Here is a 22,003-nt window from a genome sequence, read left to right as displayed (position 1 = left end):
ACAGCTCCTAATCGCCGTGGATAAAACGTTTGGTGAATATTTATTAACCTCGGGTACGAGTAGCTACTTTTGCCGCTGTATCAAGCAAACTTGAAAATTATTTGCAAGTGGATAACAAGGTTCATCAGTCGATTTATATAGTGGAAAAGAGAAATGAGGACAAAAAATTGAAGAATATAATTTTAATTTTGCTTATTGCGTTTGTAGTTGGCTGCACTAGCTTGAATGAACCAAAGCCATTTGCAAAAAACACAATAACGCAAGAAGGTAATACTCAGACTAACCTGTCTTCATCTGGCAAGATAGTGAGCATTAAGGCATTAAAAAGCAACCTGACTGAGCTAAGTGAACGCCTTGATACGATCCACCCAGATCCGGGCTTTACTATGGATGTATCTGAAGTTAAATCGCAGATAGAATCCTTGTCAGAAGGTATAACTTCACCCATGACACATTATGAAGCATGGAAGTACTTCTCTCAGCTGAATCCTTACTTTAAAGATGGACACATGCTAATTGCTTCGCCACAGCTTGATGAGCAATTTAAGAGCCACATTCAGAAAGGTGGTCGTCTATTTCCATTTGACGTAATGATAGATGCATCCCAACGTTTGCTTGTGGCGGAAACTCTTGAGGGCTATTCAGATATTAAAATCGGTGATGAGATTACCTCAGTCAACGGAGTTAGGGCATCAAAAATAATTGAAACTATGTTGGCAAGAATGTATGGCGACTCATTAGAGTTTAGGGCTGCTTTTACTGCCAGTCGATTTAACAAAATGTACTGGTTACTGTTTGGTAGTAGCAAAGATTATCAAATTGAGTTTATGCATAAAAATAAGCGCAAGCAATTATCTATAATGGGTGTCAGTGATGACCCAGAAAATCACAATGGTGGTGTGAGGGAATTTGTCCAAAGTCGAATACTAGACAATGACATAGGGTATTTGCGTGTCGATCGCTTTTTTTATTCTCAAGAACAAGAACAACCTTTTTTCACATTTCTAGATGAAACATGGCAGGCGTTTAAAGATGCGAACGTCAAAGATGTGATTATCGACGTTCGCCACAACCCGGGGGGGACCGATCACTATTGGCAGCAAGGTATTGCACCTTACATTGCGAGCAAGCCATTTCCATTTCTGTCAAACTTTAAAATTCGTATGACGGAACGAAATATTAAACTAGGACCTATTCAGGGTAAACAAGGTGAGATTATTGAAGGCACATTTAATCAATTAGTGCCTGTCGACGCGCATAAGGGTTTAAAGATACCTGGACGGGCATATTTACTAATGGGGCCGCTCAGTTATTCATCCACTATTTTGTTTTTAACCTCACTACAGGACTCTCGACAAGCTGTCATTGCGGGTCACTCAAATGTAAGGTCTTGCACTACTGGGCGTATAGAAACTCATGTTTTGTCTGGTTCTAATTTAGAACTAACCATGCCGACACTTATCTTTACTCGCCCATCTGGAAAAGAGCATTGTCAGCAACCTATCGAACCAGATGTTTATTTGTCGAACCAAGTAATAAATTCGAATGAGGCAGTGGAAGACTTAGCAAAATACATTACCGCTAATAGGCAAACGACTATTAACACGCTCCAATAAATATGTCATAAAAGCTTATGACTGTTATATAAACTGAAATCGAATGGAAAATACTATGCAAAATATTGCGAATTTTCAGAAAGCCAGACAAATCCAGACGGGTCAGAATCCAGACTTTAGACGTTATACTCCTGACCGTCTGCAAATAGCACATTGTAGTGGTACAGTGATTTTGGCCACCCATTACTTGAAGGTAAGCCATGAATACACTCATTGAACAAGTAAAAACTGAAATAGTCTACAGTGGTTGCTTATCAAGCCAAATTTAGGTGTAATAAGGACATAATAAACGCTGAGCAATGCAGGGACAGCTTAGATACGATATACACGCCAATTAAATTGGCTAGATATTGGTTAGGCCATAAAAAGCAAATTCCCATAGCATAAACAACACCAACAACACCTACTCTGACACACCGAGCAGGTAGCGCCTCAGCCCAACAAGCGATTATGCAACACAAACTGCGTGTTGCATAAATACTAAAGTGTTATACACACAAGGAGAATTTGAATTGACCGAAAAAATTTATACTTTAACTAAAGCCGGGTTATGGGATTGGGTTAAGGCTATTTGTACTATTACTGTTGTAGGCGTTCTGTCTTACAAGGTGTATTTAACGCCTATTGATTTAACAGTAGACTTTCCAACATTACTTTCGCTTTTATTAGCATTATTTTCTGTAGCGTTAGCTGCTCTTTTTTACTTTAAAGCGACTGAAACCAGTAATACATTCTATGATAATACGAATAATTTCACTAAAAATATTGCTCAATTACTTGCTAAAATGGAGAGTGGCTTTGGTGAGAAATTGAGAAACCTCGATGAAGGTTACTCTTCAATGAGGGATTATTTACAAAACTCTCCCTCTATAAATAGTGAAATTAGTGAAACAAAAGAAAAAATTAAAGACGGAAAAGAAGAGATAGAAAAAGTCATAGAAGAAAGAAATGAAATTGTTAGTAATTTACTAGATAGAGCACAACTTCAAGAAGAAGAAAAAAGTCAAATTCTATCAAAATTAAAAGAAAAAGAAGATGAGCTATCTTCTTCTCAAAAAGAATTGAATAAAATGGGTAAAAGGTTACTCATGGATCGAATGCGTAAAAAAGAAGGCCGAGAGTTTGAAAAAGGATTCGAGGATTACACTTACAACAACATAATTCCTCAAATTGGAGAAAAAGTATTACTTACTTCTAGTACTACTCATGCCATGAGGCGTATCAACGACTTTTTGAGTGAACAACCTCGGGCCTATATCCGAGATTTAGAGGATAACGGCTATTTCGAAGATGGCATTACACTTTCTGGAGTGAATTTCTTTCAGAAGCTTGCTGAAATGCGTGTATAATCGGGTAGCCGGAGGTCTCTAACCTCCAGCCCCCACACCACCCATCATGCGGGTCCGCAATGGGCGGTTCATCTCCCGTAATGAATACCGATCCAAATATCTCTCAATGACACTAAACCTTGTGACGCTAAATAGTCATTGCCTAGCGCAATGTTAATTCCTTTTGTTTTTTGAGCTTCGACAAGGCCCTTTACTGGTGATACCACAGCCTATGGCGAGTCGTTCGCTAACACCCAGTTTTATTAAACTGCGTACTGTCGTGCGTGGTTTACGCCATTGCCGCCAGTAGCACATTCTTATCCTACGGCGGATCCAATGATCTAAATCCACCGTTAACTGATAAGCGTTGGCTATTAGGTAATAGTGTCCCCAGCCACGTAAATACTGCGTGAGTTTATGAATTTGTAGGGTCATTGAGATCCCCCAGTTGCGGTGGTAATCCCCCCGAAAAATAATAGATGCCAAACGTAGAATTTTCTCTTATTGTAAACACAGGAGAAAATTATGAAAAAAGCACATTTTACAGACAGTCAAATCCTCGCCATTTTAAAACAAGCAGAAAGCGGCGTGCCTATTCCTGAGCTATGCCGTGAACATGGTATGGGCAACTCAACCTTTTATAAATGGCGCGCTAAATACGGCGGCATGGATGCGTCTTTAATGACACGAATGAAAGAGCTTGAAGATGAAAATCGCCGTTTAAAGAAAATGTATGCTGAAGAGCGGCTAAAATCTGAGGTCATTCAGGAGGCAATGGCAAAAAAGTGGTAAAGGCTTCTGAGCGCAAAGTCTTGGCTCATGAAGTCGTTAGCACAAATAAAATGAGTATTGCCTTAGCCTGTCGTACTTTCATGATAAGTGAAACATGCTATCGCTATACGCCAAAACTGTCTGATGAAAATGAGAAAATTGCAGCGTTGCTATTGGATTTAAGCCAATGTCAGCGTAATTGGGGATTCGGTTTATGTTTTTTATATTTACGCAATGTTAAAGGCTACACATGGAATCATAAGCGCGTTTATCGTATTTACCGTGAGCTTGAGTTGAATCTGCGAATAAAGCCTAGAAAACGTCTAACAAGGAAGAAGCCTGAACCATTGGCTGTCCCTGAGGCCATTAACGAATGTTGGTCAATGGATTTTATGCACGACCAATTATCGGATGGCAGAGGGTGTCGCTTGTTCAATGTGATTGATGATTTCAATCGCGAAGGACTCACAATAGATGCTGACTTATCACTCCCCGCTGAGCGTGTTATCCGCTCACTCAATCAAATTATAGAATGGCGTGGTAAGCCAAAAGCTATCAGGTGTGACAATGGGCCTGAATATATTAGCCATAAATTAGCAGAGTGGGCGTTAAATAATAATATTGAATTACGATTTATTCAACCAGGTAACCCGCAACAAAATGCTTATGTAGAGCGGTTTAATCGCACGGTTAGGTATGACTGGCTAAGTCATTATATTTACAGTGATATTAGTGAGTTACAAGATAAAGCAACCGATTGGTTATGGACTTATAATAATGAACGCCCTAACATGGGTATAGGTGGCATAACACCCATACAAAAACTGGAAAAGTTAAACAACGGAAATTCTACAGATAACCTCCATTAAAAATGGGGGGATTACCCGGTCAGTGAGTTCTCTTACATTTGCTTTAAATTTCTTTAGCGCCTGTTCGTGGATCTGCACTTGAGCGCAACGGAAGGTAAACCCAAGAAATTTCGAGCCTGATACTGGACCGACTCGACTTTTCGATTCATTCACTTTGAGTTTTAATCGCTGAGTGATAAACGCAGTAATTTCCCGTTGGATTATGAGCCCTTCGCTTTTCGTTTTTACTAAAATGATTATGTCATCAGCGTAACGTGCAAACTTAAGGTGTTTGTAGGTTAGCTTCTTATCTAATTCATCGAGTAAAATATTGGAAAGTAAAGGGGATAATGGCCCACCTTGAGGGACTCCCTTGGTTGACTCAAACCACAGACCTGTTTCGCGCTCTGCGATCCCTGCTCTGTAGTGGTCAACTAATTTTGGCCACAGTTTTAGAACCTTGATATCTAACCTCAGATTCATTTGGTGCTAAACCGGCATTATAATGATGCGGCCTAACATTGTTGTAATATCCATTTATGTAATCACTTACGCTATATTTAGCGTCTATAAAGTTTCCATATCCAATCTTTGGCATCCATTCCGTCTTAAAGCTTCTAAAAAATCGCTCCATTGGCGCATTATCCCAACAATTTCCACGTCTACTCATACTTTGTGTGATTTTATAGCGCCATAAACGTTGGCGATATTTTAAACTTGTATAATGGCTACCTTGGTCTGAATGGAACATGAGTCCTGTCGGTTTCCCTCTGCTTTCATATGCGAGTTCAAGCGCTTTTAGCGTTAAATTAGTATCTGGTGACAACGACATTGCCCAGCCAACCACTTTGCGTGCAAATAAATCAATAACCACGGCTAAATAAGCCCAGCGATTGCCTGTCCAAATATACGTCACATCACCGCACCACACGGTATCCGGCTCAACAACATCAAACTGTCTATCAAGCAGGTTTGGGATTTCAAGGTGTTCATTACCACCACGTTTATATGAATGTTGAGGTACTTGGCAGCTTTCGAGCTTTAATTTAACCATTAGCTTAGCTGCACGATAACGGCTCAATTCAAAATCATTGTTCGTTGCTATCGCTGCGATTGTCCGTGCCCCTGCTGAACCACCACTCATCGCATGTATTGCTTTTACTTCAGCCTCTAACCTTACTTGCTCAGGTGTCGGCGTTGTATCCCGTATGGCCCAGTACTTATAGCTGCTGCGATGCACATTGAATACGCGACATAGCACATTAATTGGATAACGCTCTCGTTGATTTAACTTCTCGATTAACGAGAATTGTTCAGGGAGTCGGACATCAAGAGAGCGGTAGCCTTTTTTAATATATCCTTTTCTAATTCAATGCGTTGGATTTGCTTTTTAAGTTCGCGGATTTCAATTTGTTCGGGCGTCATTGGTGACGCTGATGGTGACTGACCATTGCGTTCTAGCTTTAATTGAGTAACCCATTTACTTACGGTTGATTTACCCACCCCCATCGCTTTTGCTGCGTCTTCTTGCGTATAACCTTGGTCTACTACAAGCTGAGCCGTTTCTAATTTAATTGCCGCTGAATATGTTGCGCGTTTTAATTTCGTCATTTTTTCACCCAAATTTGTATGCTTATTAGCATAACATTTCTTTCTTAATGGGTGGCCAAAATCACTGTACCACTACACTCGGAGGTATTTACCGATTAGGCGCATGAGTGCTTTGTCTTTGATTTTACGAGCAATACGATTCATCAGCATGTAATGGTTTACTTCATCAAAGAACTTAGATAAGTCAATATCAACCGCTGTTTTATAACCTTGTTTAACACAAGATTGAATATGGTTCACTGCTTGACTGGCTCTTTTATGAGGACGATAACCATAACTGTGTGGTGAAAATTGGGGCTCAAAATAAGGGCTAATCACTTGAGCAATGGCTTGTTGGATCACTCTGTCGATAACAGAAGGGATCCCAAGCATTCGCTCACCGCCATCGGGTTTGGGTATTATCACGCGTTTGACTGGCAAGGGTTGATAAGTGCCGTTAAGTAATTGCTGTTTAATACCCAGCCAGTGTAACTTAGCGAAGTGATTAAATTCCTCAATACTCATATTATCAATACCGGCAGCCCCTTTATTGCGCTTAACATGTTGCCATGCTGCAGCAATATTGTGGTTGCTCAGTACCCTTGCCATCAGTTCACGATCTGTTTGGTTGTATTCATTCGAGGTATTATTCACCATAGAACGCTGTTCATCACTATCACAACACGGTGATCTATGTGAATTCAAGTTCAATTGTAGTATCTCCTCTGGTTAAGTGTTCAGGCCTTCACCATGTCTTATCCATTACGATAAGTGCTGGGCTACTATGCCGTCTGCTGACTTCTGATAAATCACTCTAGCGATTACTCGATAAAGCGCGTCTAAACTAATGCTTGTTTACTGCTATTTCGCTCGCTGTAGGTCGCAGCAACCAGAGCGGCTAGGTTTTAAAGACCAGTCCCTAACTGGTAATCTTCAAGCGTTAGCGCGGATGCGTGTTTATCAGATCTCCCCGAATAAGGTGCATCGACTTTCTCTGCACAACTGCATCATTTACGGTGGCCGTTAGATCACATGACTTCGCTATCTTGTGCTAGCTCGTCTCCAGCCTACGCCTCATATGATGTTTTTGTTCATCAGCTCACAGATTTTCTAGCGGCTTCCTCCAGACTATCTCTCACGATTTAGCCCTTGCCATTCGCTAGTAGTTATCGTTTAATAACAGCATGTTATTTAAACGGTGATCTTCCTACAGAGGACTTTCACCTCATAAGTCAATGCCCATGTCGGGCGTACACAAGCAAATTAACAGGACTAAAAACAGCGGGCTGTTCGCTTCGCTCCATTTTAGCCCATTATTTGGGCATTATATTGATCCAATTAATCTTTGAGAGTCATTTACAATGAATAAACTTATATTAGGTATCTTTGCAGTTTTTATCAGTTTTCAATCTATTGGAGCTATAGAAACAACCAATAAAGGAAATATTACAAAGTTGTTTGCATATGATGATTATGGTTCATTGGAAGGAAAAGAGGGAGCTGATATTGCCGTATGGTTCAATACTGGTATTTCTGGGTGCGAACACGGTGTTTGGTTATCACCTTCCGCACCTGGTTATAAAATGATAGCTTCTTTTTTACTTACTGCATATACGTCAAAGCAGCAGGTTAGATTCCAGATATATGATGATAAAGTATGGGCAGGGACTGGAAATAAGCTATGTCAAATAGATGCAATTAGATTCGAATAAACAATATAATCGGGTAGCCGGAGGTCTCTAACCTCCAGCCCCCACACCACCTATCATGCGGTTCCGCAATGGGCGGTTCATCTCCCGTAATGAATACCGATCCAAATATCTCTCAATGACACTAAACCTTGTGATGCTAAATAGTCATTGCCTAGCGCAATGTTAATTCCTTTTGTTTTTGAGCTTCGACAAGGCCCTTTACTGGTGTTACCAAAGGCTATGGCGAGTCGTTCGCTAACACCCAGTTTTATTAAACTGCGTACTTTCGTGCGTGGTTTACGCCATTGCCGCCAGTAGCACATTCTTATCCTACGGCGGATCCAATGATCTAAATCCACCTTTAGCTGACGTGGTTTAATGGATTCGACTACCCCAGTTAAGAGATAATCAACTTAACTGGAGATCGATAATGACAAAACGTAAAAAGTATTCCAAAGAATTTAAACTTGATGCTATCGCATTAGTTGTTGAGCAAAACGACTCACAAGCAGAAGCCTCTAGAAATTTAGGGGGGATTACCATCCCAACATGCTTGGTCGCTGGATAAAAGAAGCTGAAAATGATAATGGGCATGCTTTTAGAGGGAACGGTAATTTAACCCCTGAGCAAGAAGAGATCAGAGAGCTAAAAGCGCAAGTGAAACGCCTAGAAATGGAGCGTGAAATATTAAAAAAAGCGACGGTCTTCTTTGCCAAAGAAACGAAGTGAAATATTCGTTCATAACCCAATACAAGAAGACCTGGCCTGTGGCGACAATGTGCCGAATACTGGGTGTAAAAAGTAACAATTACTATAGTTATCAAAAGCGATTCTCAACTAAATCAGAGGATCCAACACATCAAGAAATGATTGATTGTGTCAAGGACATAGCGCACTTCAGTGATAATACTTACGGTGAAAGGCGTATTCAGAAAGTCTTAAATGCACTCGGTTTTCCGGTGAGTCGTTACAAAACAGCACAGCTAATGAAAGAGGCAAATGTCTGGGTGCGTTATAAAAAGAGATACAAAGTGACAACGAATAGTGAGCATAATAAGCCTATTTATCCCAATGTACTTGAGCAAAACTTCAACGTTGAAGCAGCTGATCAAGCCTGGGTACAAGATATCACTTATGTTTGGACTGCAGAAGGTTGGTTGTATCTGGCGGTAGTGATTGATTTATATTCGCGCAAAGTCGTTGGTTGGAGCATGGGCTCACGAATGAAAGCGCAGCTTGTCTGTGACGCACTGACTATGGCGATGTGGCAACGCCAGCCCAAAACAGGGTTAATTATCCATTCAGATCAAGGGGTTCAATATGCAAGCCACCAATATCGTAAATTGCTCAAGTCAAATGACTTCATTGGTAGCATGAGTAAGAAAGGCTGTTGCTGGGATAATGCTGTTGCAGAAAGCTTCTTCGGTAGTTTGAAGCAAGAGCGCGTGCATTGGAAAAACTACCCAACGCGTTATGAGGCTCAACAGGATGTAATGAATTACATCTGTATGTGGTACAACAGTCGTCGCTTACATTCGTACTTAAATTATCAAAGCCCAAATGACTTTGAAGAACGAATCGAAACATTAGATATGGTTTCTTAACTAGGGTGACTGAATTTAGTTGACCACGTCAAGTGTTTTGAATTAGCTGCAAAGCTTCAGAGGTATTTTTATAATGCGTTTAGCTAAGTTTATTTAAATAGATTATGTATGTATTGATGTTATTAGAGTCGATAATTCAATCTTGGTTACAATTTATCCTCTTGAAAATTAGTTATCTGCCCTAAGCTCTATTTGGTAAATGGTTTATAACATTTCTTAAGGAGAACATTATGAGTAATAACACAGTAAAACCCGCATCAAAACTCTCTGAGCTGATTGTAAGTAATACAGAGCGAGAACAGGTTGATATTACGCAGCGTATAACAGATGCTCCATGGAAAATGATAGTTGTTTATCGAGGTCAGCATTGCCCTATGTGTACGAAGCAATTAAATGCTTTGGCTAAAATGACTCAAGATTTTAAAGATATTGGTGTTGAAGTTGTTGCTGTAAGTGGTGATAGCCATGATCAGTTGGAAGCGCACTTTGAAAAGCTAGACGTTAATTTTCCTCTTTATTATAATTTAACGCTTGAGCAAATGACTGAATTAGGTTTGTATATCAGTGAGCCAAGAAGTAACACTGAGACAGATCATCCGTTTGCAGAGCCTGCAATTATTGTCCTAAACGAGCAAAATCAAGTGCAAGTTTTAGATAAATCAAACAGCCCGTTTTCACGCCCTGATATGCAGCAGTTACTTTCAGGTATTCAATATACACGCGAAAATGATTACCCTATTAGAGGAACATTTTCTTAAGTTGTTATGCATAAATTTAGGCGTGTTTAATAGCGCGCTTAAATTTATATTTTATTTTTTAATAAATTTACTTGAAAACAATTTTACCGTCCATATATAGTTAAGTAGGACGCCTGATGGGTCCTAAATTAAACTTAAACAATTGAAATTTATATTATTAATTATACTTTGCTTGAGCTTGTTCAATAGAAAAGCACATGCAAAATATCGCTTAAATATGAGGATATTATTATGCGTACAGTAGATTTATCACCACTTTATCGTTCATTTATCGGCTTCGAACATTTAGCATCACTTATGGATGCGGCAGCAAGTACAGACAAGCAGCCAAGTTTTCCTCCTTATAACATTGAAGCGCTTGATAAAGACAAATACAGAATTACTATGGCCGTTGCTGGTTTTAGTGATAACGAGTTGACCATTGAGTCAGAAAACAACACGTTGAAAGTCGCCGGTACTAAGGCTAATAAAGATGAGAATAATGAACGTAAGTTTATTCATCAAGGTATAGCGGAGCGTAACTTTGAGCGTAAATTTCAGCTTGGCGATCATGTAAAAGTACTTGGTGCAGATTTAGCTAACGGCTTATTGAGCATAGAGCTTCAGCGTGAAATCCCAGAAGCACTTAAACCTCGTAAAATTCAGATAGGGCAAGGTCATTTAATCGAAGATAAATAAACCCTGTTTAACCTTAGTTTCCCCTGATTGTTTAGCCGTCTCGCTTGAGGCGGCTTTTTTATGCAATAGAGTTTTAAATGGTCTTGAATCTAGAACGCTCTCTTAGTCTTGGCTAATTAACCTGAACTCTGGATAATAAATCTATCTCAAGCAGCTATTTTCAGCGCTAACTACGTTGAATTTACTGGCAATAGGCTAGCTATTGACGCGTAAATTCGCCTTGTTTTCACTGAAAATCTCTTGCTAGAGAAAATAAATTTAAATATCACGATTATTCAATACGTTTGTAAATCTCTTGACCAGAGTTCAGGTTAATTAAGTGCTTTTGTGTTTTTTTCAGCAGAGCAATTTTATCAATCGCTTCTTGAAGCTGCTCTTGCTTCATTCCTTGTTTACGCCCTTTAGCAAGTAAGTTTTCTAGCGTTGCTACTTTGCTATTAACAGCACTTACAAAGCTACTTTCTAGTGCGCGCCGCTTCTCTTGTTGAAATTGTTCGTAGGCTTTATGGTCGTCTAAATCCCCCTTGTATTGAACACTGCTTAGTTTACTTTTATTTAGTGGGGGTAAGTAATTCGGTTCGGTAATTGCCTGTTGAGCATGCTCATTCAAGGTACTTTTTTTAATATTTGAAGAATGTACATCTTCAATTTTTTTTACGGTATGTACTGTTTGCTTTATTGTAGGACGCTCATCTGTTGGTTGTTTAGTCGCTAGTACCATTTTTTTCTGCTCGGTGGAGCCAGATAAGTAGTATATGAGGGTGATGCCTAAAGACATTATAATGAGTGCCGAGAGCTTTATTTTCATAACTTAATCTCATTTTGTGTGTGCCACGCAGCCCACTTTTGCTGGTATTGCTGATGCGCATTTTGTAACGCCACAGACTTAATCGCTTGATAGCGAACTGTTTGGCCCGTTGCTGCAAAATATTTATATTCATAGTCACTAGTTAACACCACAACCCATAATCCCGTTGGCGAACGAATGACTTCAGAAAGCTCATTCTCATTTTGAGTAAATGCAAGTTGTACTACCCACTCTTTTTTATGCTCTCGATTGATATTATTATTAAATTTACTATAAATATCATTCATATTAGCCGCTTTTAAAGCAACTTTGAAAGTACTCTTTGCTACCTCATTTTTAAATTTAACCGCGTCATTTCTGTTTTTAAATTCAGCACCTTGGGCTGTTATTTGGTATAAATATTTGAAGCGACTTTTATTCTTTTGGTAATACTGATTTATTTGTTGTTCGGAAACTTGTTTTTCTAATTGTTCGAGTATCGGGCTTTGTCCATGCATCATGTCTTTTACGCCAAGCCAGCTTTGAATCGAAGGGCGTAAGATGTCACCTTGAGCAATGCTTATTAAATTATCAATGTTGATATCTTTTGCTTTAAACGCGTTGGTCGCTTTTTCTAAATTTATAAAATATTGATGCTTTTTAGCTATTTCTGTATGAAATAACTGGTTATCGCCTTGATGCAATCTAAACCGTATTTGCATAGAAAGTGGTTTAATGAAGTCATAAACAGACATTGCAGGAAACGCAAAATTTTCAAGTTTTACTAAATTTAATGTGTTTTTTTGCGTTTCAGAATATTGTCCATTCGCAGGATATTCACCTAATGTGTTTGTAAGCCAGCTGGCCGTAAAATGTTTAACATTATTAGAAGCTTCGATGCTCGGTGGTAAATGTAGTTGATTTATAAAAAGGTTATTTAGGTAGCGCTCTACATGGTAACCGGTGGTAAAACCGACATCAGACAAACGCGCTACCTTGTTGGGCATTAGGCGTTTTGCTTCACTTAGTAAAAATTGGTTCTCGTATAAACGATAACGTGTTTGCGAAAGACTAATGTCACTATTTTGCTGTTGATATATTTGATGCATCAACTGTATTTCAGCGGGTGTGTACTTTTCAACACTCGTAAATGCTTGGCTGCTGTAAAGCAGCCCAAACATTACTACACATAGGTAGACTAAATACCTCATTAGCGGGCAACCATGGCATGATTTAATAAATGTACAACCATTGCAATAGCATGAGGGATAACTTGTTTTGCGGTATCAACACGGTCGTAATGATCTTCCGAATTAAGCACAATACCGCCTTGAGCGTACGAAAAAGAGCCGCCTTGGGTTAGCAATGGACGTACATCCGTTGAGGCTTTATCTAACGGTGAAAAGGTATTTATTGCTTGACGTATTAAGCTAGGATCATTGAGTTGTTCTTGATCATAATAATCTTTTATCCAGCCTTCCCAGCTAGAGTGATTTAAATCTGAAGTTGTCCATGTGTGATGCGGCTGAAGTAAATCAGTTGTATGAAATACAAAGCCCAGTACCTGTGGATTACCACTGTCTAAATAGCTTTGAAACCAGTATTGGCCTAAGTTATCGATTGGTTGAAAAGGGATTTTTTCAAAATCATTATACATACTATAGTTTGATTGACTATCAATTCGGTAATGAGCTTCGGTAATGTCATAACTATTATATTTTGAAGAGTCAGCATTAAACCAGCCCGTTTCTCTTCCCTTTCCATCATCTAAATAGTCCCCTTTTAACCAAGCCGCAGCTAAGCTATCAATGGTGCCCCATACAGTGAGTTTGTCGTAGTTATAGCCGCCAAAATCATTACCATGCTGATCAGCGCCTTGCGTATGGTTTTGAAAGTGCCAATAGCTAGTATATTTTACAATGCTTTCAGCCGCGCCCCAAAGAGGAGCTTGGACACAAGAGCCTGTAATGGCACCACATAAAAAAGTATCTTCAAAATCATCAACATCATAGGCTGCTTGCCCTAGTAGCTCAGCCAGTTGTGAGACTGACATTTTATTTTGTAAAGCATATTGCGACAGTGCTGCATATTGCGTTGATTGTGGGTTTTGCTCCATATAACTTACAGCGTCAATAACAATCCGCTTATGGGTTTCTTGGCTAAATGCGTGTGCTTGGTTGATACTTGTAAGTAATATAATTGCCGACGTTAATATTTTTTTCATTTTTATCTCATTGCTGTATTTAAAAATTAACGCTATTAAAAGATAGCGCTATTACATTACAATGACAGAAGAATTAAACATTTAATTAACAAGTTTACCTGTTTTATATATCACAAACTTTCTAAATCAATTAAATGCGCAGCAGCTTGTTTTATCAGCGCTTTTTTTTGCTCTTCGGTTTGTCGGTCCCAGTTTTTATAAACCATGCCTATGCGAGGGTTTTTCTCTAATTTACTGCGGTGGGTGTGCATAAAGTTCCAGTACAGGCTATTGAGGGGGCATGCTTTTTCTCCCACTTTTTGTTTAACATCGTATTGGCAACGCTTGCAGTAATCGCTCATTTTATTAATATAGTTTCCGCTTGCTGCGTAGGGTTTTGTAGCAATAATGCCATCATCGGCAAATTGGCTCATTCCTCGAGTATTAGGCATTTCTACCCACTCGATTGCATCTATATAAACACCTAAATACCAATTATCTACGTCATCAGGATTAATTCCCGTGAGCATACAAAAGTTTCCAATAACCATTAAGCGCTGAATATGATGCGCGTATGAGGTTTCTAAACTTTGTGTAAGTGCGTGGCTTAAACAATTCATTTTAGTAGAGCCAGTCCAAAAATAGGATGGCATCTTATTATTGGCTTGTAGTTGATTTTTAGTTGCGTAGTCGGGCATGTTAACCCAATAGATGGCGCGTACGTATTCTCTCCAACCCAGTATTTGCCTTATAAAACCTTCGACTTGTGAAATGGATATTTCGCTGGGTCTTTGTTTATATTCAGTAATTACGCGTTTAATTACATAAAGCGGGTGTAGTATTTTTGTATTTAAAGCAAATGATAAACGGCTATGGTAAAGGCTAGTATTATGCTTACTCTGGTCAGTCATAGCATCTTGAAATTTGCCAAAATTAACGAGCAAATATTCACAAAAGTAATCAAGGCTACTAATTGCTTGCTTTCGCGTTGTTGGCCAAGAGAGTTGATTATCTATACTGCCAAAATAAGCGACTTTATGTTTGTTTAAGCGAGATATAATTGACTTTACATCATTAGTAAATAGCTTTGGAGAGGGGATGTCGTGCATGTCGTTCTTAGAAAATTTATTTCTGTTGTTACTATCAAAATTCCATTTACCTCCTTCAGGCTTACCGGAGTCCATTAAAATATCAAACTGCTTGCGCATATCGCGATAAAAATGCTCCATCGTTACATGTTTATTTTTTACAAAGCGTTTTTTAATTTGTGAAAAGGGGAACAAAAAATGTTCGCTATCCACAGCCCTCACACTTAGCATATGCGTTTTTTTAAATTGTTCTAATTGCGAGTGAAGTCTAAATTCATCAGGGTATTGATACTCTATTGCCGGGCACTGATATTGTTTTGCAATACGGTTAAGCAAATCGGGTAAATTGTTGTCGTTACAAGTCTCATCTAAGGTTAAATGCAATACATTAAAACCAGCCTGGCTTAACGCTGAAGCAAAGTTTTCCATAGCATGGAAAAAAGCACATAATTTTTGGATATGGTGTTTAACATAATGAGTTTCTTGTGCAAGTTCAGCAATAATATAAAGGGTTTCATTATCTTTTTGTTTAAACCAAGAATGCGATGGGTTTAGTTGGTCGCCCAAAATAAGCCTGAGTGTTTTATAGTGTTTCATACTTAGAGCCAAATATGTTTAGTACGCCAAAGTGCCGTAAAACGATCTTTTAAAGGTGTTGTAGTACTGCTTAATTATGCGTGGAGTTTTACAATAGCTGGTGTTTTTAATGCTCGATGAGCTAATTCTAAAAAGGTATTGAGCTTTGCTGGTTTTATAAGGGGCTGTTTTTTACTACTTAATTAAGCTTAACCGGCTCATTATAAACTTGAGTGTTGTTATGCTTAGTTTATATGTATTTCAATACCTACTTATATATAAGCGCATTTGTTATAAAAGAATGAGCAATAAATACAGGTTCTAATTGGTATTATTTTTTGTTTTGCTTATTCGTTGTTGAAGTGAAATAACGTTACTTATATTGAAAAGTGAACTGTTAGTGCAGTTTTCAAAAAAGGTTAGAAATTCTTGCCATGCGGTTTGGCTTTGTAAGCAAAAATGCTGACCAAGATGAGCTTCTAAAGTAGCGTAAAAAATATCACACAATATTTTTATATCAGTTTGCTGAATATTACGTTTATTTAGGTGTTCTAAATAATGTGTTAAAAAAGGAGTGACAGAAGATGGATTATCTAAATGTTTAATTATGCGCTCTAGCACGCAGTAAAACGTATAACTTTTTTCGTTGAATTGATTTGCAGTTGGGTAATTCATTACAATACCTGATTCTGCTAATTTACGATGAAAGCGTGCTGTAAAAGCATGGAAATTCGGCTTAACAATCTGTAGGCTTTTTAATAATACTGATTGGTTTGTGTTCATTAAATACCTCTTTGCATTAAGTGTGATTGTGATTGTTATTGCTTTCGTTGCTTTTATTATAGCTAGAGAAGTTGAAACCGCACGGGTTTATTGGCTTAAATAGAGGGTTTAATTAATAAGTTACTGATTTTATTTATTTTGTTTTTGTTAATGAGATTGATTATCTATTCATTGGGATGGCTGTTTAATATTTACTTCAATGCTACGATTGGGGTTGTTGATCTTTGAGGATTAGATCTGTTTTACCTAAGGACAGCGTATGTTTGGCATTTATGCTGTGCTATCGCTTATTTGTGAGGAATAACCACACATGATCGACACAGCCTTGTGTAGAAGCTAAACGGGTGCTTTAAATTTAGGCTCGCAAGATAATGAGGCCCTAAAGGTTATTACAACAAATGTTAATTTGTAATACATTAAATTAACAACTTGACGAATTGCAAATTTTATAAACTTATTAGTTATTATGGTTGCTAATTATCCCGCACATCCTTATAATAGCCGCCATTGTTTAGTGTGTTGTATAACCGCTAACAGCGATATTAAATTAAGATTTAATATCTATTGGCGCGGGATGGAGCAGTCTGGTAGCTCGTCGGGCTCATAACCCGAAGGTCGTCGGTTCAAATCCGGCTCCCGCAACCAATTCTACTAATAAGTGTAAGCTTATTAATTTATATCGCGCATTCTAAGTAATGCGCGTTTTGCGTTTAGGCTAATGTAGTTTAATTTGGTCAGTTACTGACTCGCAACCAAGCTCGGCCCTCGGCCACACAGTTTTATGCTTTATTGGTGTGACGCCCCGCTTGGTTCGGGGCGTTGTTGTATCTGCACCTTTCGATTTATGGCTTTTGTCATCAAATCAAAACTTAAACTCAGTATTTTAGGGCTATAAGCCCTTTTTTTGTTTGTATGGAGGATTTTCGTGACAAAACTTGAACAAGATTTAGTAACCATGTTATCGCCAGCGGTAGAAATGTTAGGCTTTGAATTACATGGTCTTGAGTTTGTACAAGCGGGTCGCCATTCTACCTTAAGAGTGTATATTGCTCATGAGGATGGGATCTCAGTTGATAACTGTGCGGATGCAAGTCGCCAAATTAGTGCGATTTTAGACGTCGAAGACCCAATTACAAATGAATATGATTTGGAAGTATCGTCTCCTGGTGTTGATCGTCTATTATTCAAACAAGATCATTACGAGCAGGCGCAAGGAGAGGAAGTACGCGTGCGTACTAAACTTCCACAGGATGGTCGCCGTAATTTTAAGGGCGACTTAGTAGCAGTTAGCAGCGATATGATCACACTATCTAGTGATGGTGCAGAGCATCTAATCATGCTTAGTAACATCGAACGTGCGAATTTAATCGCTAAGTTTTAAATTCGAGTGCGAAGGAATAGGGCAAGCGAGGCATTACCCATGGCAAAAGAGATATTATTGGTTGCTGAAGCCGTTTCCAATGAGAAAGCGGTTCCAAAAGAAAAGATTTTTGAAGCTTTAGAGTTCGCATTAGCGACAGCGACAAAGAAAAAGCATGATGGCGAAATTGAAGTACGTGTAGCAATTGACCGTAAGACCGGCGATTACGATACGTTCCGTCGTTGGCAGATTGCAGCAGTATTAGAAGATGGTTCTTTAGAGAACCCATACAGCGAAATTACGTTAGAAGCTGCGCAGGTTGAAGAACCTGATTTGCAGATGGGCGATTACGTTGAAGAGCAAATAGATTCAATTAAATTTGACCGTATAACTACACAAATGGCTAAGCAAGTAATCGTACAAAAAGTACGTGAAGCTGAGCGTGCTTTAGTAGTCGATGCATACAAAGATCAAGTTGGTGAGTTAGTAACCGGTGTTGTTAAAAAAGCAACACGTGATTCTATCGTTCTTGATTTAGGCAATAACGCTGAAGCTGTTATCTACCGTGATGATATGCTTCCACGTGAAAACTTCCGCCCGGGTGACCGTATCCGTGGTCTTTTATACGAAGTTAAGCCTGAAGCTCGCGGCGCACAATTATTTGTAACGCGTTCTAAGCCTGAAATGCTAATGGAGCTATTCCGCATTGAGGTGCCAGAAATTGGCGAAGAAATGATTGAGTTACGTGCAGCTGCGCGTGATCCAGGCTCTCGCGCTAAAATTGCAGTTAAATCTAACGACAAACGCATTGACCCAATTGGTGCATGTGTTGGTATGCGTGGCGCACGTGTTCAGGCTGTATCGTCAGAACTTGGCGGCGAGCGTGTTGATATCGTTCTTTATGACGATAATCCAGCGCAGTTTGTTATTAATGCAATGTCACCTGCAGAAGTTGCTTCAATTGTAATGGATGAAGACACTCATTCAATGGATATTGCAGTTGATGCAGATAACCTAGCGCAAGCGATTGGTCGTAATGGTCAAAATGTTCGTTTAGCAAGCCAACTAACAGGTTGGGAACTAAACGTGATGACTGTTGAAGACATGCGTACTAAAAATGAAGCTGAATCAGATAAGTTGCTTAACTTATTCACTGAAAATTTAGAAATTGATGATGAGTTTGCCTCATTACTTATAAATGAAGGTTTCTCGACACTTGAAGAAGTGGCGTACGTACCAGCATCTGAATTTTTAGAAATTGATGGCTTAGACGAAGAAACAGTTGATCTGCTGCGCTCACGTGCAAAAGATGCATTAACAACTAAAGCACTTAAAACGGAAGAAAGCTTAGAAGGCGCAGAGCCTGCTGAAGACTTACTTGCGCTTGAAGGCTTAGAGCGTCACTTAGCATTTGTTATGGCAAGCAAGGGTGTTGTTACACTTGAAGACTTGGCAGAGCAAGGTATTGACGAATTAGTTGATATTACAGAACTTTCATCTGAAAAAGCGGGTGAACTAATTATGGCTGCACGAAACATTTGTTGGTTTGCAGACGAGTAATTTATTAACGGAGGTATTACACACTATGGCAGAAGTAAATGTTGAAAAACTAGCCGGCGATATAGGTACAACTGTTGATAAATTGCTACAGCAGTTTTCACAAGCAGGTATCACTAAGCAAGCAACTGATAATGTAACAGAAGCTGAAAAAGCAACGTTACTTGATCATTTAAGCAAGCATCATGGCGGTACAGGTTCAGATGGTCCAGCGCGTATGACTTTACAACGTAAGAGCAAAAGCACATTAAGTGTGACTGGCTCTACGGGTAAAGCTAAAGCTGTTCAAGTTGAAGTTCGCAAAACACGTACGTACGTGAAAAAAAGCGCAATGGAACAAGAACAAGAGCAAGCACGCCTAGCCGCTGAAGAAAAAGTACGTCTTGAAGAGCAGCAAAAAGCTGAGCAAGAAGCCGCAGAATTAAAAGCGAAACAAGAGGCAGAGCGCAAAGCGAAAGAAGACGCTGACCGTAAAGCCAAAGAAGAAGCTAAACGCAAAGCAGATGCAGAGCGTAAAGCGAAACAAAAGCAGATGACCCCAGAGCAAAGTGCTAAGTCTGAGAAAGATCGCATAGAAGCTGAGCGTCTGCAAAAAGAAGCAGAAGAGGCCGCATTGAAGAAAGCTGAAGAAGAAGCGAAACGTCAAGCAGAAGAAGCAAGAAAGCTAGCTGAAGAAAACTCGGCACGCTGGAAGAAAGAAGAAGAAGAGCGTAAGAAACGCGAAGAAACAGCGGATCACCATCTTACGACTTCTACTTACGCACGTGAAGCAGAAGATGTTGCCGATGCTCGTGATGAGCAAGGTACACGCCGTGCTAAGAAAAAGAAAAAAGCGCCAGCAAAAGATAAATTTGCAGCGTCAAGAGGCCGTAACAAGTCTAAGTTAAAAGCACCAGCATCGCTGCAGCATGGTTTCCAAAAACCAACTGTTGATGTTAAAAATGAAGTGCGTATTAGCGAAACAATTACAGTAGCTGAGCTTGCATCACGCATGGCTGTTAAAGGCGCTGAAGTTGTAAAAACAATGATGAAAATGGGTGACATGGTTACCATTAACCAAGTGATTGACCAAGAAGCTGCACAATTAGTTGCAGAAGAAATGGGTCACAAGGTTATCATTGTTAAAGAAAACGAATTAGAGCAAACAGTACTTAATGACCGCCATGAAGATGGTAAGTCAGAGCCACGTGCTCCAGTAGTAACTGTTATGGGTCACGTTGACCACGGTAAAACATCGACTCTTGATTATATTCGCTCTGCAAAAGTTGCTTCAGGCGAAGCCGGTGGTATTACACAGCATATTGGTGCATACCATGTTGATGTAAACGGCAATATGATTACCTTCCTAGATACACCAGGACATGCTGCATTTACATCAATGCGTGCTCGTGGTGCTAAAGCGACAGATATCGTAATCCTAGTGGTTGCAGCAGATGATGGCGTTATGCCACAGACTAAAGAAGCGGTACAGCACGCACGTGCAGCTGGCGTTCCTTTAATCATTGCTGTAAACAAAATGGATAAAGAAGGCGCAGATCCAGATCGCGTTAAAAACGAACTAGCTGTACTTGACGTTATTCCAGAAGAGTGGGGCGGCGATACGCAGTATGTTCATATCTCAGCTAAAACTGGTTTAGGTATTGACGACCTTCTTGAAGCTGTGCTTATGCAATCTGAGCTTTTAGAATTAACTGCACCTACTGAAGGTATGGCTGCAGGTGTTGTTATTGAATCTCGTCTTGATAAAGGCCGTGGTCCAGTAGCATCAGTACTTGTTCAATCTGGTACGCTTAACCAAGGTGACATTGTATTATGTGGTCTTGAGTATGGCCGTGTTCGTGCAATGCGCGATGAAAACGGTAAAGACATTAAATCTGCTGGTCCATCTATTCCAGTTGAGATTTTAGGTCTTTCTGGTATTCCAGCTGCGGGCGACGAAGCGACTGTTGTTAAAGATGAGCGTAAAGCGCGTGAAGTTGCTTTATACCGTCAAGGTAAGTTCCGCGATGTTAAACTAGCACGTCAGCAAAAAGCTAAGCTTGAAAACATGTTTACTAACATGACTGAAGGCGATGTTTCTGAAGTTAACGTGGTACTTAAAGCAGACGTTCAAGGTTCTATCGAAGCAATCTCTGATTCACTAACTAAGCTTTCTACTGATGAAGTAAAAGTGAAGATTGTTGGTTCAGGTGTTGGTGGTATTACTGAGACCGATGCAACCCTAGCTGCAGCGTCTAACGCAATTGTAGTTGGCTTTAACGTTCGTGCTGATGCTTCTGCTCGTAAAGTGATTGATACTGAAAACTTAGACCTTCGTTATTACAGCGTAATTTATGCCTTAATCGAAGAAGTTAAGCAAGCCATGTCAGGTATGCTAGCGCCAGAGTTTAAACAAGAAATCATTGGTCTTGCTCAAGTTCGTGACGTATTTAAGTCTCCAAAAATTGGCGCAATTGCTGGTTGTATGGTTACTGAAGGTGTTATCAAACGTAGCGCTCCAATCCGTGTACTACGTGAAAACGTGGTTATCTATGAAGGTGAGCTTGAGTCACTTCGTCGCTTTAAAGACGATGTTGCTGATGTTCGTAACGGCATGGAATGTGGTATCGGCGTTAAGAATTACAATGACGTACGTGTTGGTGACCAAATCGAAGTATTTGAAACAGTTGAAGTACAACGTACTCTATAATTGTTACTAGGGTGTATTGAACGCTTAAGGTTAACGCCCGGGCGTTCTACACGCTCTACGCTAAGATTTTAAATGG

General features: G+C 39.5%; 17 protein-coding genes, 1 tRNA gene and 3 pseudogenes. 11 read left to right on the top strand and 10 right to left on the bottom strand.

From position 1 onward, the window contains the following. Nucleotides 1-167 precede the first annotated feature (167 nt). Both D172_RS12535 and D172_RS12530 read left to right on the top strand, forming a co-directional pair. Nucleotides 168-1,616, top strand: a complete 1,449-nt coding sequence (locus D172_RS12535; protein WP_007376787.1) for a S41 family peptidase — start codon at nucleotides 168-170, stop codon at nucleotides 1,614-1,616. 512 nt (nucleotides 1,617-2,128) lie between these two features. Beyond that, nucleotides 2,129-2,965 (top strand): hypothetical protein, encoded by an 837-nt coding sequence (locus D172_RS12530; protein ID WP_007376786.1) that lies wholly within the window; start codon nucleotides 2,129-2,131, stop codon nucleotides 2,963-2,965. Nucleotides 2,966-3,033: 68 nt separating this feature from the next. On the opposite strand, the pseudogene D172_RS21305 reads toward D172_RS12530, so the two are convergent. Then, nucleotides 3,034-3,400: pseudogene (locus D172_RS21305) on the bottom strand (group II intron maturase-specific domain-containing protein); the annotation flags it as partial. 69 nt (nucleotides 3,401-3,469) lie between these two features. Between D172_RS21305 and D172_RS12520 the strand changes: the two are divergent. Further along, nucleotides 3,470-4,584, top strand: a protein-coding gene (locus tag D172_RS12520) for an IS3 family transposase (protein WP_150115561.1) whose coding sequence is annotated in 2 segments (ribosomal slippage) — nucleotides 3,470-3,722 and nucleotides 3,722-4,584 — 1,116 coding nt in all. Because the reading frame shifts where the segments join, the coding sequence is not laid out codon by codon here. Here D172_RS12520 and D172_RS12515 read toward each other — a convergent pair. The 3 genes from D172_RS12515 to D172_RS12500 all read right to left on the bottom strand — a co-directional run bounded on the left by D172_RS12515 (nucleotide 4,549) and on the right by D172_RS12500 (nucleotide 6,864). Then, nucleotides 4,549-5,046: a reverse transcriptase domain-containing protein gene (locus D172_RS12515; protein ID WP_237113677.1), complete on the bottom strand. Its 498-nt coding sequence runs from the start codon at nucleotides 5,044-5,046 to the stop codon at nucleotides 4,549-4,551. The genes D172_RS12520 and D172_RS12515 overlap by 36 nt on opposite strands. After that, a protein-coding gene (locus D172_RS12510) for an IS3 family transposase (RefSeq protein WP_150115549.1) occupies nucleotides 4,994-6,174 on the bottom strand; the annotation gives its coding sequence in 2 pieces (ribosomal slippage) (nucleotides 4,994-5,916 and nucleotides 5,916-6,174; 1,182 coding nt in all). Before D172_RS12510 ends, D172_RS12515 begins: the two co-directional genes overlap by 53 nt. A 72-nt stretch (nucleotides 6,175-6,246) precedes the next feature. Next, nucleotides 6,247-6,864, bottom strand: coding sequence for a reverse transcriptase domain-containing protein (locus D172_RS12500; protein ID WP_033023943.1), 618 nt, complete (start codon nucleotides 6,862-6,864; stop codon nucleotides 6,247-6,249). A gap of 650 nt (nucleotides 6,865-7,514) precedes the next feature. Between D172_RS12500 and D172_RS12495 the strand changes: the two genes are divergently transcribed. Then, nucleotides 7,515-7,865 (top strand): hypothetical protein, encoded by a 351-nt coding sequence (locus D172_RS12495; RefSeq protein ID WP_033023942.1) that lies wholly within the window; start codon nucleotides 7,515-7,517, stop codon nucleotides 7,863-7,865. A 77-nt stretch (nucleotides 7,866-7,942) separates the two neighbouring features. On the opposite strand, the pseudogene D172_RS12490 reads toward D172_RS12495, so the two are convergent. After that, nucleotides 7,943-8,203 (bottom strand): annotated as a pseudogene (locus D172_RS12490) (group II intron maturase-specific domain-containing protein); the annotation flags it as partial. Between the two features lie 71 nt (nucleotides 8,204-8,274). Between D172_RS12490 and D172_RS12480 the strand changes: the two are divergent. The 3 genes and pseudogenes from D172_RS12480 (at nucleotide 8,275) to D172_RS12470 (ending at nucleotide 10,884) form a co-directional block, all read left to right on the top strand. Beyond that, nucleotides 8,275-9,448 (top strand): annotated as a pseudogene (locus tag D172_RS12480) (IS3 family transposase). Between the two features lie 230 nt (nucleotides 9,449-9,678). Beyond that, nucleotides 9,679-10,206, top strand: a complete 528-nt coding sequence (locus D172_RS12475; protein ID WP_007378512.1) for a redoxin domain-containing protein — start codon at nucleotides 9,679-9,681, stop codon at nucleotides 10,204-10,206. A 231-nt stretch (nucleotides 10,207-10,437) separates the two neighbouring features. After that, the gene (locus tag D172_RS12470) at nucleotides 10,438-10,884 is read left to right on the top strand and encodes an Hsp20 family protein (protein ID WP_007378511.1); all 447 of its coding nucleotides are present in this window, start codon (nucleotides 10,438-10,440) and stop codon (nucleotides 10,882-10,884) included. A 271-nt stretch (nucleotides 10,885-11,155) separates the two neighbouring features. On the opposite strand, the gene D172_RS12465 is transcribed toward D172_RS12470, so the two are convergent. From D172_RS12465 to D172_RS12445, 5 genes are all read right to left on the bottom strand, one after another. Continuing rightward, nucleotides 11,156-11,692, bottom strand: a complete 537-nt coding sequence (locus tag D172_RS12465; protein ID WP_237113676.1) for a hypothetical protein — start codon at nucleotides 11,690-11,692, stop codon at nucleotides 11,156-11,158. Further along, nucleotides 11,689-12,852 carry a peptidyl-prolyl cis-trans isomerase gene (locus D172_RS12460; RefSeq protein ID WP_007378509.1) on the bottom strand — a complete coding sequence of 388 codons (1,164 nt, stop codon included), beginning with the start codon at nucleotides 12,850-12,852 and terminating at the stop codon, nucleotides 11,689-11,691. Before D172_RS12460 ends, D172_RS12465 begins: the two co-directional genes overlap by 4 nt. Nucleotides 12,853-12,881: 29 nt before the next feature. After that, nucleotides 12,882-13,895: a hypothetical protein gene (locus D172_RS12455; RefSeq protein ID WP_007378508.1), complete on the bottom strand. Its 1,014-nt coding sequence runs from the start codon at nucleotides 13,893-13,895 to the stop codon at nucleotides 12,882-12,884. Nucleotides 13,896-14,005: 110 nt separating this feature from the next. After that, nucleotides 14,006-15,559, bottom strand: a complete 1,554-nt coding sequence (locus tag D172_RS12450) for a cryptochrome/photolyase family protein (protein ID WP_007378507.1) — start codon at nucleotides 15,557-15,559, stop codon at nucleotides 14,006-14,008. Between the two features lie 300 nt (nucleotides 15,560-15,859). Then, nucleotides 15,860-16,321, bottom strand: coding sequence for a globin (locus tag D172_RS12445; RefSeq protein WP_007378506.1), 462 nt, complete (start codon nucleotides 16,319-16,321; stop codon nucleotides 15,860-15,862). A 568-nt stretch (nucleotides 16,322-16,889) separates the two neighbouring features. Here D172_RS12445 and D172_RS12440 point away from each other — a divergent pair. The 4 genes from D172_RS12440 to infB all read left to right on the top strand — a co-directional run bounded on the left by D172_RS12440 (nucleotide 16,890) and on the right by infB (nucleotide 21,927). Then, a tRNA-Met gene (locus D172_RS12440) sits at nucleotides 16,890-16,966 on the top strand. 280 nt (nucleotides 16,967-17,246) lie between these two features. Beyond that, a complete protein-coding gene (gene rimP / locus D172_RS12435; protein WP_007378505.1) occupies nucleotides 17,247-17,702 on the top strand; it encodes a ribosome maturation factor RimP in 456 nt (151 codons plus the stop codon). A gap of 39 nt (nucleotides 17,703-17,741) precedes the next feature. Next, nucleotides 17,742-19,241 (top strand): transcription termination factor NusA, encoded by a 1,500-nt coding sequence (gene nusA / locus D172_RS12430; RefSeq protein WP_007378504.1) that lies wholly within the window; start codon nucleotides 17,742-17,744, stop codon nucleotides 19,239-19,241. 25 nt (nucleotides 19,242-19,266) lie between these two features. Beyond that, nucleotides 19,267-21,927: a translation initiation factor IF-2 gene (gene infB, locus D172_RS12425; RefSeq protein ID WP_007378503.1), complete on the top strand. Its 2,661-nt coding sequence runs from the start codon at nucleotides 19,267-19,269 to the stop codon at nucleotides 21,925-21,927. Nucleotides 21,928-22,003: the final 76 nt, after the last annotated feature.

This window comes from Pseudoalteromonas sp. Bsw20308, assembly GCF_000310105.2.
GTDB lineage: Bacteria > Pseudomonadota > Gammaproteobacteria > Enterobacterales > Alteromonadaceae > Pseudoalteromonas > Pseudoalteromonas fuliginea.
This window is presented reverse-complemented; position numbering and strand designations above follow the sequence as displayed.

What these genes read in the sequence shown, in the direction of transcription:
- D172_RS12515 (WP_237113677.1), bottom strand. Translation starts at nt 5,046, where the DNA reads ATGAATCTGAGGTTAGATATCAAGGTTCTAAAACTGTGGCCAAAATTA.
- D172_RS12495 (WP_033023942.1), top strand. Translation starts at nt 7,515, where the DNA reads ATGAATAAACTTATATTAGGTATCTTTGCAGTTTTTATCAGTTTTCAA.
- D172_RS12475 (WP_007378512.1), top strand. Translation starts at nt 9,679, where the DNA reads ATGAGTAATAACACAGTAAAACCCGCATCAAAACTCTCTGAGCTGATT.
- D172_RS12470 (WP_007378511.1), top strand. Translation starts at nt 10,438, where the DNA reads ATGCGTACAGTAGATTTATCACCACTTTATCGTTCATTTATCGGCTTC.
- D172_RS12465 (WP_237113676.1), bottom strand. Translation starts at nt 11,692, where the DNA reads ATGAAAATAAAGCTCTCGGCACTCATTATAATGTCTTTAGGCATCACC.
- D172_RS12460 (WP_007378509.1), bottom strand. Translation starts at nt 12,852, where the DNA reads ATGTTTGGGCTGCTTTACAGCAGCCAAGCATTTACGAGTGTTGAAAAG.
- D172_RS12455 (WP_007378508.1), bottom strand. Translation starts at nt 13,895, where the DNA reads ATGAAAAAAATATTAACGTCGGCAATTATATTACTTACAAGTATCAAC.
- D172_RS12450 (WP_007378507.1), bottom strand. Translation starts at nt 15,559, where the DNA reads ATGAAACACTATAAAACACTCAGGCTTATTTTGGGCGACCAACTAAAC.
- D172_RS12445 (WP_007378506.1), bottom strand. Translation starts at nt 16,321, where the DNA reads ATGAACACAAACCAATCAGTATTATTAAAAAGCCTACAGATTGTTAAG.
- nusA (WP_007378504.1), top strand. Translation starts at nt 17,742, where the DNA reads ATGGCAAAAGAGATATTATTGGTTGCTGAAGCCGTTTCCAATGAGAAA.
- infB (WP_007378503.1), top strand. Translation starts at nt 19,267, where the DNA reads ATGGCAGAAGTAAATGTTGAAAAACTAGCCGGCGATATAGGTACAACT.